This window comes from Rhodopseudomonas parapalustris (assembly GCF_053772255.1).
The window spans coordinates 1-14,290 of sequence record NZ_JAMKBZ010000004.1 but is presented as its reverse complement, the minus strand read 5'-3'; the positions used below and the strand labels follow the sequence as shown (position 1 = coordinate 14,290).

Sequence of the window (14,290 nt, the reverse complement as noted above, 5' to 3'; positions counted from 1 at the left end):
CGCCGATGACCCCCGAGTTCGCCCAAGATTTGAAGGCCAGTGTCCGGGCCATTCCGGACTATCCCAAGCCCGGCATCATTTTCCGCGACATCACCACGCTGCTCGGCGAACCGCGCGCGTTCCGCCGCGCCATCGACGAGCTGGTGCAGCCTTGGGCGGGTTCGAAGATCGACAAGGTGGCGGGCATCGAGGCGCGCGGCTTCATCATCGGCGGCGCGATCGCCCATCAGGTGTCGAGCGGCTTCGTGCCGATCCGCAAGAAGGGCAAGCTGCCGCATACCTGCGTGTCGATGGAGTACGCGCTGGAATACGGTACCGACAAGATCGAGATCCACGTCGACGCCATCGCCCCGGGCGAGCGAGTGGTGCTGGTCGACGACCTGATCGCCACCGGCGGCACCGCCGAGGGCGCCATCAAGCTGCTGCGCCAGATCGGCGCCGAAGTCGTCGCCGCCTGCTTCGTCATCGACCTGCCCGAGCTCGGCGGCGCCGACAAGATCCGCGCCATGGGCGTCCCGGTCCGCACCCTGATCGCGTTCGAAGGGCATTGACTATTTCTACAGCCTTGATCGGGGAGCGGACGTCATGCCTGGCGTTAGACCGGGAAATAGCTGCTCGGAATCCTGTGGTCGGGCGGGGACCGAACCCTCGATTGAAGCACTCGGGGAGGCCTTGAGCTGCGTCTTCGACATCGCGCTCGATATGCAGCCCGCCCGCGGCGTATGACCGCCGAAGACTTCGTAGAGACGATGCGAGAGGCTGAAGAGCGAAGCTTCCTTGATGCCCTTGTCGTCGGTGGATCGCACGGTGACGGTCGCCGTCATCCCGGCGATCAGGGGAATCTCCGGGGGAAGCTCGGTAATCTTGATCCTGACCGGAACACGCTGCGCAAGCCTTACCCAGGTGTAGACCGGGTCGACCCCGGGAAGGCCTTGCGTGCCCGGTGTCGCATTGGTCGTGCTGATTCCGCGCGTGATCGTATCGACGCGTCCGATGATCGGATTGTGGTAGCCCATCAGGCGAGCCTCCACCCGGTCGCCGACGCATATCCGGGACATTTTGGTTTCTTCGAAATAGCCATCGATCCAGTAGCTGTCCGAGTCGATGATCGAAAGTTGGGGCTTGCCCGCCGTCGCGTAGTCGCCGACGCGTAGCAGCAGGTTGGTAACGTAACCGTTGACGGGGCTTTTTACTTCGGTGCGTTGAAGGTTCACGTCCGCCTGGGCGACCTGTACCTGTGCGGCCTCGAACGATGCCTGCGCCTGCTCCGCATTACCCACGTAGATCTGCTTGTTCTCCACGGATGCGGCAAGATCGGAAAGCGATTGCCGACGTTCCGCCTGGACTTTCTTGACCTGAAGGTCTGCGGCTCTGATCTTCTCCTGCGCCTTCGCGGCATTGAGCGCCGCTTTGTAGTCGAAGGGGTCGATCACATAGAGGACGTCGCCTTTCCTGACGAATTGATTGTCCACTACTCGCACCTCGATGATCTGCCCGGAAACTTGTGGAGCGATGCTGGCGACCTGAACGCGGATGCGGCCGTTGCGAGTCCATGGCGACGTCACGTAGTAGTTCCAAATCAGGAGCGCGGCGACGATGGCGACTCCGAAGACCGCCAGCGTTGCCGTCAACTGCGCCGCTCGCCTGATTTTGCCGGATCCGGCCGGGTCGGCCTCGGTGTCGATGTCCAGAACATCATCGTTTTTGTAGGACGCTGCGGCCGGGGGCGGTGAGGCATCGCTCACGGCTGGCTGCTCTGTCTTGCGCGCGGCGCCTTCGTTGCGCTGTTCGTCGTCGCGGCGGGGCGATGCGGATTTTGGTGAAGGCCGATCGATCATGGGATGTTTCCAGGCTCTCAGAAGAACGCGATCAGGGATGCGAGAATGATGATGAAAAGACTGCATTCCGCGACGGGCGGATGGCTGAATACGAGTTCGAAGCCTACCCGGCGTGCGAGCGGCCTGATCAGCAGAAACACGATCAGCGCGACCACAAGGTAGGACACGAAGGGTGCGATCATCACGTCGTCGATGACGAGTTCCTGGAAGGTGCGAGTCATGACAGAGCATCCCTCAGCTTCGCGGTTTCTCCGGGGCTGCGTTCGATGAGACCCGCCAGCCAGACAAGAGCGAGGCCCAGTCTGAGAACGCCGGAGTGATCGCGACTTCGATCGTCCGGACGTCCGCGTATGAAATGATCTCCGGCTAGGCGCAGCGCGGTCGCGTCGAGGCGACCGATCGCGCGTCGCACATCAATAGGGAGTTCGTCATGAGGGCGTTGCCCGATCTGCGCGATCAGTGCTCTGCACCGTCTGGCCGCATAGGATAGGTCCGCAAGACGGCACAGTTTGCCCATGTCGGCTTCCCGTCTGGCGGGGTCCGGCAATTTGAGCCGGCCGAACTGCGCGATCCGGCTAGCGTCCCTAAACGACATCTCCGGGGAGTTGTCGGACTTTCCGCGGCCGGCGAAGGCATCTCGGCAATCTGTTTCCGCAGACTCCAGGAGCCAGCGCCGACGATGACGATCGGTCGTCGGAAGCAGCAACGAAAGCGCGGGCAGCAGAATGAAAAATCCGCCGAGGGTCAGCATGGTGTTCACCAGAAATCCCAGGGCGCTATAGTCCTCAGGATTTTGGGGATTCATCAGGCCCGGCGAGAGGGCGACGGTCAGAAAGCCCAACAGGAAGGCCGACGGCTTGGGGATCGTCAACAACAGCGCACCGGCCATCACCAATGGCGCCATACTGATAGCCAGAAGGGGGAATGCGTCGGCCCCGCTGAGAAGTACGAACTTCGTGATGCCAACGAGCACGGCGGCAAGGACAGCCATGATACAGGCGCCCTTCACGAAGCCCAGGGGATCAGGCGTGCTGCTGGACATGGCCGCCAATGCGGTCGCAGGGATCAGCACTGCGGAAACCGCGGGCCAGTTCGTCAAGGATAGCAATGCTCCGACAACGAGAACGACGCAAAAGACTCTCAAGGCGTTGCGAAGAGCCGACGCTCGGCAGCGGAAGATCGGCAGGTCCGAAGATTCTCTCCGTCCCCGGCCGCTCCGAAGGTCGCTGATCGTCAGTGCGCCTTGCCGCTCACACTCCAGCAGGAGCGTGACGCCGCTGGCTGCAAGCAGATGGCCCGTGGGACTGTCGGGCGCACGCTCGACCGATCTCAGCTTGTTGCGCAGCTCCGTTGCCGCCTGGTGGTCGCTACCCTTCATCGAGGCGACGAGTTTCTCCCGCTGCTCGGCTCCGATGTTGCCGAGATCATCGATGGCTACCGCCACCGCGCGAGCCATGTTCGTTTGCTGAACCAGTGCGGAGACAGCGGCAGCAGCAGCTGCTGCCCGACGCCCGCCTGAGAGTCCTTCGGCGGCGACCGCGTCGATGTCGGTTCGGATGGCTGTCACGGTTTGAAGAAGGTTGCCCACGTCCGAGGCCGTCGTCGTCCCCTTCGTGATGGTGGTCGCGGCGAATTCCGTTACCTGCATCCGCGCGCGCGCCAGTTTCTCGCCAACCAGCGTCGACAGATCCGGCGCGGCCAGGATGTCGTTGATCACCGTCACGACGACGATCGCGACGAAGATGGCCGCGCCGCGGTTCATGCCGGCCATGAACACCTTATCGGGAGCGTCGATCTGTGCGATGGCGACGATCGCAACCGTGTAGCCGCTGAGAACCGCTCCGTAGGCCCGGTTTCCTTCGAAGTGACTGGCGATATAGGTGCAGATGCCGAGCCAAATCGCGTAGGACAGGAACATCAGTTCCCTGATCTCGTTGAACGCACCCGTGATCGCAATCGACACGACCACCCCTACGGCCGTTCCGAACAGCCGCCAGAACGCCTTCTCCAGTGCATGCCCTCGGGTTGGCAAGGCGAGGATTCCGACGCAGGTCGCGGCGGATGCGGCGCCCTCTAGCTGCAGCCAGAATGCGATGTAGAGAGAGATCATCATCGCTGCCCAGATGCGCAGGGCGAATCCCCAGTCACGCAACGCAAATCCTGCGATACGGAACGGCTTGGCAGGCGACATCGTGACGAGCATCGAGGGGAACTCCTGTGTGAAGGGCGCGCGCACGCTCGCCGGACACTTGAGGCCGCTGATAAGCCGTATATGATACGATGCCGTATCTTTTCAAGGGTAGTTTTGACGGCGCGGCCGATGCCCGCCAAATAGCCGGGGCAGGACGATGAAGAACAAAGACCAGAAAGCGCCGCCACGCCGTGGGCGACCACCCAAGGGAACTGAGGACGAGTCGCTCGAGCGCATTCTCGACGCGGCGGCGGCCTCGTTCCTCGAGTACGGCTATGCGGCCACGAGCGTCGACGGTGTCACCGCGTCGGCCGGAGTTTCGAAAACGACGTTCTACGGTCGTTTCGAGAGCAAGGCCGCGTTGTTCGCGGAGGTCGCTCGGCGGTGGATCGGACGCGGGGCGGAAATTCCGGAGCTCGGTGAGGGGAATGACAGCGCAGCCGTCCGGGAGCGCCTGCACGCGATTGCCCTCTCCATGCTCGGCACGGCACTGAAGCCGGAGGTCATCGCATTCGATCGGATCATCTCAACCGAGACGGTGAGGTTTCCCGAACTTGCGCGCATCCATAAGGGGCTCGGGACGGTACACGGCGCGCGGGCGATCGAGGATTGTCTGCGAGCGGGCGTTGAACGCGGCGAACTTGCCCTCGACGACATCGGGTTCGCGGCCGATTTCTTTCTCACTGTGGCAATCCGAGGACCGTTGCGAAAGGCTGTCCTGTCGGTCGAGAATGCCGGACTTTCCCCAAAGCACCGCCGGGACCTCCAGAAGACGATTGAGTTGTTTCTCAACGGTGCCCGAAAGCGCGAAGCAACGTAGCGGCATCGGAGCGCGCAGATGTGAGCGCAGGCTCGGCAATCGGAAATTCGGAAAGGACCTTGTCGGATCAGAGCAGGCCGAGGACTGCTCCTGGCTTGCAGGGACTACCCGCTGGCTTGTCGTCTCCTGATTGAGATCGCTCATCTGGCACTGCCCAACCTCTCCCCACCCTTTTGCGGGGAGAGGTCGGATTGCGCAGCAATCCGGGTGAGGGGCCAGGCACTGCGGACGAGCGAGCCACGGCATTCGGTGAGAGGTCGCGGCCGAGCGAGGGAGCCCGCCGCCTGCAAGGCGAGATCGCGGATGAGCGCTCTAGCTGCAACACTGTCCGCGGTGCGATAGCAGCGCTACCGCCCTTGCGTCAGCTCCAGCTCCAGCGCGCGGAAGGTCGTGTAGTTGGCGCGGATCCACTGGTTGAGTTCGGTGGAGGCGTCGGGCTCGGCGCGCAGGTAGCCGGTGAACGAGAAGCTGACGCGGTCGATGTAGGTTTTCAGGAATGGCGGCAGCCCGCGGATTCGCATCACGCGGCCGTGGGCGTACACCGCCGGCAGTTCGCCGAGCAGGATGTGCTCGTTGTCGATGGTGATGAGTTGCCGCGGTGGCACGATGTCCTGCAGGCGGTCGTAGGCGCGCGCCGAGTTACGGTCGGTGTCGGCGAGGAACAGCACCACCGGCGCTACCCGCCGCCGCGCCGCTTCCTTGATGAAGCCGATCTCTGCAAAGGTGTCGAAGAACTCGTCGAAGGCGTGGAAGCCGAGGTCGACCACCTTGGCGAGGTCGTCGTGGAGGATCAGCCGGTCCATCAGCGCCATCTTGCCGAAGGTGTCGTCGACCTGCGCGGTCTCGGTGACGCGCGGCAGATAGTCGAGCAGCGACGGTTCTTTGACGTTGATGTCGAACGCCAGCACCGCGCCGCGCTGCAGCAGCAGATATTCGGTGAGCACGCGGGCGATCATGGTCTTGCCGACGAACGGCCGCGGCGAACAGACGATGTAAATCGGGGTGCGCGACATCATGCTGTATCGGACGGGGAATGCCGTCCGATATAGCCTGATTTTGCAGCGATGCGAGCTATTTCTCGCCCGGCTCGTCGGTCACCGGGGTGCCGCGGCCGTTCTTGTCCTTGCCGACGATGTCGGTCAGCTTGATCCGGTCGAACTCGCTCCAGACATTGGCGAGCCAGTGCCGGACATAGCCGCGCAGCACGAACGAGTAGTTGGCCGGCTCGCCGCTGACGCCCTTGTTGGCGACGAACTTCAAAAACGGCACCGACGACACTTCGACCTGCTCATAGGCCATTTCGTTGAGCTTCGGGATCGTCAGCTCGGTGGCGTCCTTGATGCGGTGGAAGTACGAGTTGTAGGTCGCCTGGTCCCACTCGAAGAAGCTGGTATTGTTGATGAAGTTCTTCGTCAGGAAGTACTTCGCGCCGATCATGAAGTTGGCGGTCTCGGCGATTTCGTCCAATGAGGCGATCGACGGACCGAGGATGTGGAACACCGCGAAGGTGATCTGGCCGGAGCGCGCCGCGTCGAGGAAGCCGATGTCGCGGAGCGAAGCCAGCGCGGGCGACAACAGGCCGGCGCGGACGTCGATCACGGTGACCGACGGCACCGCCGAGTTCAGCGTGTCGAAGATCTTCATCTGGTCGGCCGTCGACGTCATGTCGACGATCTCGGTGATGTCGGGATGGAAGCGCTTCAGCGTGCCGCGCGGCGACTCGGTGTCGAAGGCGCGGGTCGGGACGTTGTTGGCGCTGAAATAGTCGAGCAGGGTGCGCGACACCGTGGTTTTGCCGACGCCGCCCTTGTCTGCGCCGACGACGATCACTGCTGGCTTCGCCATGAGATTCCTTTTCGGGCCGGTTCGATCCCCCACCGCGGCCGAAGGGCCAAGGTGCAGACCTCTGCTTTGGGCGAGAACATGGCAGAAACAAGGGATAATTCAATCGGGCGGGCGGTGACACCCGGCAATCTCAACAAAATCATTCAGATGCGAAGCGATAGCGCGTGCGCGGCGTCCGATCAGCTCCGCCGGCCCCACGGCCCGCGCAGGAATCCGCCGCGCGGCGCCGGTGGTGGTGTATCGCCCCACGGGCCGTGGTGCGGTTCGGCAGGCACGGTATCGGCGTCGTCATTGCCGTCCGTTGCCGCACCTTCGGCTCCGTTGGACTCGGTTGCGGGCGCCGGCAGCGGCGGCAGATAATGCCCGCCGGCGAACTTCACCAGCGCGTCGACCCGCGACTCCACGGACGGATGGGTGGCGAACAGATCGGCAAAGCCCGAGCGCGGATTGTCCAGGCACATTTCCATTACCGCCGAGGTCGCGCCCGGCAGTTCGCCGCGGTTCTCGATCTTGCGCAGCGCCGAGATCATCGCGTCGGGGTTCTTGGTCAGTTCAACCGAGCCGGCGTCGGCGAGATATTCGCGCGACCGCGACAGCGCCAGCTTCACCACCTGCGACAGCAGCCAGGCCAGCAGGATCAGCACGATCGCCAGGATCACCACGACGATGGCGCCGCCGCCGCTCTTGCGGTCGCCCGACGACGAGGAGGAAGAGGACGACGAGCCGCCGCCGATCCGGATTCCGCCCTGGAAGAACAGCCGGAACATCAGCTCGCCGAAGAACCCGACCACGCCGGCGATGATCACCGCGATCACCATCATCTGCACGTCGCCGTTCTTGATGTGGGTCAGCTCGTGGCCGAGCACCGCCTCGATCTCGGCATCATCGAGCCGCTCGACCAGCCCGGTCGTTACCGTGATGGCGTATTGCCTCGGATTGAGCCCGCTGGCGAAGGCGTTCAGCGCTTCGCTGTCCATGATCTTCAGCTTCGGCATCGGAATGCCGCGCGAGATGCACAGGTTCTCGAGCAGATTGTACAGCCGCGGTTGTTCGGCCCGCGTCACCGCATGGCCGCCCGTGACGGCGTCGATCAGCTTCTGGTGGAAGAAATAGGCGATCACGATCCACAGCGCCGCGCCGATCGTGGCGAACGGCGCCGCCTTGATCAGATCGGCACCCGCCGCGCGCAGATAGTCCGGCACCGCGCGACCGCCGTCGATCATCACCTCGGCGATCAGCGCGCCGGCATAGACCAGCACATACACCAGCAAGAACAGCCCGATCAGCAGCAGCACCGATCGGGTCTTGTTGGCGGCGATGTGGGTGTAGAGACCGTAGGCGGCCATGATGGGTGTCCAATCCTCGCAGCGCCGGCCTGAACCTCCCTCCCCCTTGCGGGGAGGGCGGCCGGCCGTAAGGCCGGTCGGGTGGGGATGGACACGAGTACTGTGCTCGTGGCCCCCCACCCCCGACCCCTCCCCGCAAGGGGGAGGGGAGCGAGAGGCGTTCGAACTAGAACTTCACCTGCGGCACCTGCTCGACCTGGGTGCGGGTTTCGCCGAGGTCGAAGTAATCCTTATGGGTGAAGCCGAGCGGGGCGGCGAACAGCGCGGCGGGCATCTGCTGGATGCCGGTGTTGTATTCCTGCACGGCGTTGTTGAAGAATCGGCGGCTCGCCGCGATCTTGTTCTCGATGTCGGCCAGCTCGCTCTGGAGCTGCTGGAAATTGGCGTTGGCCTTCAGATCCGGATACGCCTCGCCGAGCGCGATCAGCCGGCCGAGCGAGGCGGTGAGCGCGTTTTCGGCCGCGGCCATCTGGCCCGGCCCCTGCGCCGAGATCGCGGCATTGCGCGCCTTGACGACGTCCTCCAGCGTCGAGCGCTCGTGCGTCGCGTAGCCCTTCACGGTCTCGACCAGGTTCGGCACCAGATCGTGCCGCTGCTTGAGCTGCACGTCGATATCGGCGAACGCCTGCCCGACGCGCTGCCGCAGCGCCACCAGGCGGTTGTAGGTCACGAGCGCATACAGCGCGACCGCGGCGACGATGCCGAGAAAAATCCACATACTGGCGGCTCCCATCCAACCAAGACCCTGTGCCGGCGCGCCGACTTGCACGCACGCAGCCAAAGCCGCGCACCCCGCGCGGCGTCTGTTGGTCGTTGCTGCAGGCGCGAATGTTCAATCGATCGTGTCGCCCCAGCCCAGCCGCCGAAACCGCGCATAGGCCGGCTTGTCGCGGCGCGCGGCGACTGCGAGCTCGAGCTTGCCGGCCGGCGTGCAGAGTTTGGCGGTGATCGCCGCTTTGGTCTGTTCGGGCTGGCTCAGCACTCGTGCCGGCCGCTCCGGCAATGCGGTCCGTGTCAGCGCCACGTAGCTGAACTTCTCGTCTTCGAACGGCACGTCGGCGGATTTAAGCTGCAGATGCAGCTTCGAGCGCGGCAGCCGCTGCACGAAGTGGCACCAGTCCGGCGCGGTCACCGGGCAGGCGGCATCGTGCGGGCATGGCGCGATCACGCGGGCGCCTTGGGCGATCAGCCGGTCGCGCAGGTCGAGGATGCGCCGATACCCGGCGGGCGTGCCGGGCTCGACCACCAGCAGCGTATCGGTGGTCTTGCGCCACAGCATGTCGGCGAACGAGGCGCGCGCGGCGTCGCTGAGTTCGTTGATGACGTAGCTGGCGATCACCAGCGCCGCCTCCGGCGCATCGGCCAGCGCCTTGCCGGCGTCGCCGAGCCGGTAGTCGATCGCGGGCAAACGCGTCGCTTCGGCAAGGTGCAGCGCCAGCTTGCGCAGCGCCGGATTGGCGTCGAGCAGGGTGAAGCTTTGCAGCGTCTCGAATGCTTGAGCCGCGGCCCAGCTCGCGGTGCCGGGGCCGGCACCGACGTCGAGCAGCGTCGCCGGCGCGAAGCCGGGGCGGATCGCGGCCATCGCGTTGAGGCAGGCGATCACCGCCGCGTAGGTCGCCGGCATCCGCGCGCCCGCATAGGCCAGCGCATCGGCTTCGCTGGTGATCGGCGCCGAGGTGCCGCCGCCGCGATAGGTGAGCGAAATCCGCTCCGCCCGCGCCGCCGCGTCTCCGCGCGCGAGCCCATGCAGCTTGTGCTCCAGCACGGCTTTGAGTTCGGCGGGGAGGGATGGGGGGATCATGGCAAAGCCGCGCAGCGAGCCGAGTTTCCCCTCCCCCTTGTGGGGAGGGTGCATAGGCGGCCCTCGGCCGCCGTCTTCAAAACAGACGCCGATGCTCTGCATCGGCTTTGCCGTAAGGCCGGTCGGGTGGGGGAGAGCCCCACACTCAGTGCCCGGGGTACCCCCACCCCGGCCTCCGCTTCGCTCGGCCGACCCTCCCCGCAAGGGGGAGGAGGGGGCTAGCAGCGCATCGCGCGATAACAAGAAAGCTCGGTCTCAGCGCGCGTGTTGTCCGCCCAGCGCTCACGCCACGTTCTGATCCAGAATATCCACCGCGCCCTGGAGGTCGACCGAGACGAGCTGGGAGACGCCGCGTTCGGCCATGGTCACGCCGAACAGGCGGTTCATGCGGGCCATGGTGATCGGGTTGTGGGTGATGGTGATGAACCGCGTTTCCGTGGTCTTCGCCATGTCGGTGAGCAGGTCGCAGAACCGTTCGACGTTGTGGTCGTCGAGCGGCGCGTCGACTTCGTCCAGCACGCAGATCGGCGACGGATTGGTCAAGAACACCGCGAAGATCAGCGCCATCGCGGTCAGCGCCTGCTCGCCGCCCGACAGCAGCGACAGCGACTGCGGTTTCTTGCCCGGCGGCTTGGCGATGATGTCGAGGCCGGCTTCAAGCGGGTCGTCGCTTTCGATCAGCTTCAATTCGGCCTCGCCGCCGCCGAACAGCGTGGTGAATAGCCGCTTGAAGTGGCCGTTGACGACGTCGAACGAGGCCAGCAGCCGCTCGCGCGCTTCCTTGTTCAGGCTCTGGATGCCGGTGCGCAGCTTCTTGATCGCCTCGACCAGATCGTCGCGCTCGGCCGCCAGCGAGCCGTGCTGGGTCTCGACCTCGTTGAGCTCTTCTTCGGCGCGCAGGTTGACGGCGCCGAGCCGCTCGCGGTCGCGGCGCAGTTTTTCCAGGCTCTCTTCGATCTCGGCGAGCGGGGGCAGTTCGGTGCCCTCGACGATTTCGGCGAGCTGGGCCGCAGCCTGCGGCTCGACCTCGAGCATGTCGCGGATCTCGCGCTCGACATCTTCGAGCCGGCGGCGCGCGGCTTCCATCCGCTCCTCGGCGCGGGCGCAGGCTTCGCGGGCGCTGGAGAGCTGTTCGAGCGAGGCTTTCGCCAGGCGGTCGGTCTCGCTCATCGCCTGTTCGGCGGCGGCCAGCGCGTCGGCGGCGGCGCGGCGATCGGCCTCGGCGAATTCGATCTCGGTGATCACCGCGCTGCGCTTCTCGGCGAACACTTCCGGTGCGTTGTCGAGTTCGGCGCGTTCGGCGGTGAGTTCGGCGACGCGCTCTTCGACGGTGGCGATCTGCGACGCCGCGCCGGCCTTGCGCTTCTGCCAGTCCATCCGCTCGGCGGCGATCGCCTGCAGCCGCTTGTCGGCGAGCTCGGCTTCGCGCGCCAGCGCCTGGGCTTCGGCGCGGATCTGCGCGGCGATGCGGCGGCGGCCGTCGATGTCGCCGCGCACCGCGGCGAGGCGGCTCTCGGCCTCGGTGTTCGGCTCCAGCTCGGCGATCTGCGCTTCGGCGTTCTCCAGTGCGGCTTCGGCTTCGGCGCGGTCGGTGGCGAGGCGCGACTGCGCTTCGGCCAGCGCCGATTTGCGTGCGGCGTGGCGGTTGACCTCGCGCTCGGCGGCGGAGAAGCGCTCGCGCGCGGCGTCGACTTCGCGGCGGGCGCCGCGCAGGCTCTCGCGAGAGGCGGTCTCGGCGGCGGCCGCCAACTTCAAATCGGCTTCGGCGGTTTCCAGCGCCTGGCGCTTGGCGGTGGCCTCGATCCGGGCCTGCTCCAGCTCGTTCTCGATGTCGATCAGCCGCGCCCGTTCGGCGAGCCGGCGGGCGGCGCCGGTCGGCGCGTGCGCCGAGGCGACAAAGCCGTCCCAGCGCCAGACGTCGCCGTCGAGCGACACCAGCCGCTGGCCGGTCTTGAGCTGTTCGCACAGCTCATTGCCGCGTTCCTTGGTGACGACGCCGATCTGGGCGAGGCGGCGCGCCAGCTCCGGCGGCGCGGTGACGTGCTGGGCCAGCGCCTCGACGCCTTCGGGCAGCGCCGGGTCTTCCGGCTGCACGCCGACATCGGTCCAGCGCATCGGCGCCGAGGGATCGACCGGCGCGTCGAGATCGTCGCCGAGCACGGCGCCGATCGCTTTTTCATAGCCCTTGGCGACGGTGATGCCGTCGATGATCGGCGGCCACAGATTCTTGGTTTCGCCGTTGAGAATCTTGCTGATCGTCTTGGCTTCGGTCTCGAGCCGCTGCACCTTCTTTTCGGCGTCGACCAGCGGGGCGCGCGAGCCGTCCAGCGTCTGCCGCGCGGCGATCTGAGCGGCTTCCGCGGCCTGCACCGCGGCTTCCTGCTCGGCGAGCAGCTCCTGGGCGATCTCGACCGCTTCGGCGAGTTCAGTGAGGTCGCCGGCACCGGAGGTTTCGGCGGCAAGCCGGTCGATCTCGCTCTCGACGTTCTTGATCTCGGTGTCGAGCCGCGCCAGCCGGTCGCGATGGGTGCGGACGCTCTGCTCGAACTGGTTGCGCCGCGCGGTCAGCTCGGCGAGCTGGGTGGTGAGTTCGGCGAACAGCTGCTCGGCCTCGCTCAGCGAGGCATCGGCCTCGGCGACGCGCTCGTCGACGCCGCTGCGTTTCTCGACCCGCTCCAGGATCTCCTCGCGCAGCTCGACGTCTTCGGTGTCGAGCCGTTCCAGCGCGGCGTCGGCGTCGATCGCCAGCCGCTGCTCGCGCTCGACGTCGGAAGAAAACTGCGCCAGCCGCCGCTCCAGTTCGACCACGCGCTCCTTGGCGCGGACCTCTTCGCGGTCGAGCTGCTCGCGGGCGTTGATCAGCCGCTGCAGGCCGGCGGCGGCGCGGGCTTCGGCCTCGCGCAGGCCGGGCAACGTGGAGGCGCGGTCGGCCTGGATGCGGGAAGCTTCGGCCTGCACGCGGGTGCATTCGGCGAGCTGGCGCACGCCGAGATCGTGCACCTCGGCGGCCGCGCCGACCTCGGCCTGCGCGTCGCACCAGCGCAGGTGGTACAGCATCGCCTCGGTCTTGCGGACCTTGGCGGCGACCTCGCGGAACCGGATCGCCTGGCGCGCCTGTTTCTTCAGGCCGTCGACCTGGGTCGAGAGCTGACCGATCACGTCCTCGACGCGGGTGAGGTTGGTTTCGGCCGCCTTCAGCCGCAGCTCCGCTTCATGGCGGCGGGCGTGCAGGCCGGCGACGCCCGCGGCGTCCTCCAGCACGCGGCGGCGCTGCTCGGGCTTGGCCTGGATGATTTCACCGATCTTGCCCTGGTGGACCAGCGCCGGCGAGCGCGCGCCGGTGGCGGCGTCGGCGAACAGCAGTTGCACGTCGCGGGCGCGCACTTCGCGGCCGTTGATGCGATACTGCGAGCCGGCCTCGCGTTCGATCCGGCGCGAGATGTCCAGGGTGTCGGCATCGTTCAGCGCCGCCGGCGCGGTGCGATCGGAATTGTCGATCGACATCACCACTTCGGCGTGGTTGCGCGCCGGGCGGTTGCCGGAGCCGGCGAAGATCACCGCGTCCATGTCGGTCGCGCGCAGCGATTTGTGCGAGGTCTCGCCCATCGCCCAGCGCAGCGCTTCCACCAGATTGGACTTGCCGCAGCCGTTCGGCCCGACCACGCCGGTCAGACCCGGCTCGATCATGAAGTCGGTGGGCTCGACAAACGACTTGAAGCCGTGGAGGCGGAGACGCGTGAGTTTCATCTGGTCCGATGCTCTATGGGCCGCAGGTTCCCGCGGCTGTAGCGAATCTCTCAAGCAGGACAATACCATAGGTTGTCCCGCCCGGTCGCAACTCGCTCGCAGCCATTGGCGGCGTTAGCCGGCGACAATGGCGGCCGATTAAGGCATGAGCAACCACGCCAGCGGGCTTTTCCACGGCGGGATTCGCAGGAAATGCGCGATAAATCTGGGGATTTCGGAACGCCGCCGACTGTGTCGGTCGCAACCAGGTATTGCCCATTCTCTGAAAGGACTTGCTGACGCAACGTTCGTCATTCCGGATTGCGCGCTTTTGCGCGCAATCCGGAATCCATACGCCGTGAGGTCTCGGTTGCGATGATCAGCGGGACGTAAGTTAGGTCGATCAGTAGCGCAGGGGATATGGATTCCGGGCTTGCGCTACGCGCGCCCCGGAATGACGATCTGCTCATTGGCGGCGTTCTGAGTCAGCTTTGCCATGGATGCCACTTACTCCCCTGGGGAGGAGGCGATCAGCATCTCGATAGCGTCGCGTTCAATACTCGCGTGAAAATTGCAAGGATGAGGCTCCGGCTTTTGGTATGCCTCACCTCCCGCGGTCATCGCCCGGCTTGTTGTTCAGCCCGGAGACATAGTCGACACGTGTTCGGAGACATGACCGACACTTTCCCCGCCGGTCAAGTCGTTGGTGGGGAGTGGGGGGCG

The 14,290-nt window shown here is 65.7% G+C and carries 11 protein-coding genes; 2 read left to right on the top strand and 9 right to left on the bottom strand.

Features of this window, described 5'->3' with window-relative positions:
- The first annotated feature begins 5 nt into the window (after positions 1-5).
- On the top strand, positions 6-551 hold the full coding sequence (locus tag M9H71_RS04935; protein ID WP_455403973.1) for an adenine phosphoribosyltransferase: 546 nt from the start codon (positions 6-8) through the stop codon (positions 549-551).
- A gap of 6 nt (positions 552-557) precedes the next feature.
- On the opposite strand, the gene M9H71_RS04930 is transcribed toward M9H71_RS04935, so the two are convergent.
- Genes M9H71_RS04930 through M9H71_RS04920 form a run of 3 tightly spaced genes read right to left on the bottom strand, consistent with a single transcriptional unit; the run spans position 558 to position 4,041 of the window.
- On the bottom strand, positions 558-1,838 hold the full coding sequence (locus M9H71_RS04930) for an efflux RND transporter periplasmic adaptor subunit (protein ID WP_455403972.1): 1,281 nt from the start codon (positions 1,836-1,838) through the stop codon (positions 558-560).
- Between the two features lie 17 nt (positions 1,839-1,855).
- Entirely contained in the window at positions 1,856-2,059 is a 204-nt protein-coding gene (locus M9H71_RS04925) for a DUF1656 domain-containing protein (RefSeq protein WP_455403971.1), read from the bottom strand.
- Positions 2,056-4,041, bottom strand: coding sequence for an FUSC family protein (locus M9H71_RS04920; protein WP_455403970.1), 1,986 nt, complete (start codon positions 4,039-4,041; stop codon positions 2,056-2,058). The genes M9H71_RS04925 and M9H71_RS04920 overlap by 4 nt, the downstream gene beginning before the upstream one ends.
- A gap of 145 nt (positions 4,042-4,186) precedes the next feature.
- Here M9H71_RS04920 and M9H71_RS04915 point away from each other — a divergent pair, with 145 nt between their 5' ends.
- Positions 4,187-4,849, top strand: a complete 663-nt coding sequence (locus M9H71_RS04915; protein ID WP_455403969.1) for a TetR/AcrR family transcriptional regulator — start codon at positions 4,187-4,189, stop codon at positions 4,847-4,849.
- A gap of 347 nt (positions 4,850-5,196) precedes the next feature.
- On the opposite strand, the gene M9H71_RS04910 is transcribed toward M9H71_RS04915, so the two are convergent.
- From M9H71_RS04910 to smc, 6 genes are all read right to left on the bottom strand, one after another.
- The gene (locus M9H71_RS04910) at positions 5,197-5,862 is read right to left on the bottom strand and encodes a hypothetical protein (protein ID WP_455404199.1); all 666 of its coding nucleotides are present in this window, start codon (positions 5,860-5,862) and stop codon (positions 5,197-5,199) included.
- A 58-nt stretch (positions 5,863-5,920) separates the two neighbouring features.
- Positions 5,921-6,694 (bottom strand): P-loop NTPase family protein, encoded by a 774-nt coding sequence (locus tag M9H71_RS04905; RefSeq protein ID WP_011160028.1) that lies wholly within the window; start codon positions 6,692-6,694, stop codon positions 5,921-5,923.
- Positions 6,695-6,873: 179 nt separating this feature from the next.
- Entirely contained in the window at positions 6,874-8,040 is a 1,167-nt protein-coding gene (locus tag M9H71_RS04900) for a M48 family metallopeptidase (protein WP_455403968.1), read from the bottom strand.
- Between the two features lie 166 nt (positions 8,041-8,206).
- Positions 8,207-8,758 carry a LemA family protein gene (locus M9H71_RS04895; protein WP_455403967.1) on the bottom strand — a complete coding sequence of 184 codons (552 nt, stop codon included), beginning with the start codon at positions 8,756-8,758 and terminating at the stop codon, positions 8,207-8,209.
- Between the two features lie 114 nt (positions 8,759-8,872).
- Positions 8,873-9,841 carry a small ribosomal subunit Rsm22 family protein gene (locus tag M9H71_RS04890; protein WP_455403966.1) on the bottom strand — a complete coding sequence of 323 codons (969 nt, stop codon included), beginning with the start codon at positions 9,839-9,841 and terminating at the stop codon, positions 8,873-8,875.
- Positions 9,842-10,123: 282 nt separating this feature from the next.
- Complete coding sequence (smc, locus tag M9H71_RS04885; protein WP_455403965.1) at positions 10,124-13,588, bottom strand: chromosome segregation protein SMC; 3,465 nt, start codon at positions 13,586-13,588, stop codon at positions 10,124-10,126.
- Positions 13,589-14,290: the final 702 nt, after the last annotated feature.

Excerpts from the sequence above, each read along its gene's own strand:
- M9H71_RS04935 (WP_455403973.1), top strand. The coding sequence starts at position 6 with ATGACCCCCGAGTTCGCCCAAGATTTGAAGGCCAGTGTCCGGGCCATT.
- M9H71_RS04930 (WP_455403972.1), bottom strand. The coding sequence starts at position 1,838 with ATGATCGATCGGCCTTCACCAAAATCCGCATCGCCCCGCCGCGACGAC.
- M9H71_RS04925 (WP_455403971.1), bottom strand. The coding sequence starts at position 2,059 with ATGACTCGCACCTTCCAGGAACTCGTCATCGACGACGTGATGATCGCA.
- M9H71_RS04920 (WP_455403970.1), bottom strand. The coding sequence starts at position 4,041 with ATGCTCGTCACGATGTCGCCTGCCAAGCCGTTCCGTATCGCAGGATTT.
- M9H71_RS04915 (WP_455403969.1), top strand. The coding sequence starts at position 4,187 with ATGAAGAACAAAGACCAGAAAGCGCCGCCACGCCGTGGGCGACCACCC.
- M9H71_RS04910 (WP_455404199.1), bottom strand. The coding sequence starts at position 5,862 with ATGTCGCGCACCCCGATTTACATCGTCTGTTCGCCGCGGCCGTTCGTC.
- M9H71_RS04905 (WP_011160028.1), bottom strand. The coding sequence starts at position 6,694 with ATGGCGAAGCCAGCAGTGATCGTCGTCGGCGCAGACAAGGGCGGCGTC.
- M9H71_RS04900 (WP_455403968.1), bottom strand. The coding sequence starts at position 8,040 with ATGGCCGCCTACGGTCTCTACACCCACATCGCCGCCAACAAGACCCGA.
- M9H71_RS04895 (WP_455403967.1), bottom strand. The coding sequence starts at position 8,758 with ATGTGGATTTTTCTCGGCATCGTCGCCGCGGTCGCGCTGTATGCGCTC.
- M9H71_RS04890 (WP_455403966.1), bottom strand. The coding sequence starts at position 9,841 with ATGATCCCCCCATCCCTCCCCGCCGAACTCAAAGCCGTGCTGGAGCAC.
- smc (WP_455403965.1), bottom strand. The coding sequence starts at position 13,588 with ATGAAACTCACGCGTCTCCGCCTCCACGGCTTCAAGTCGTTTGTCGAG.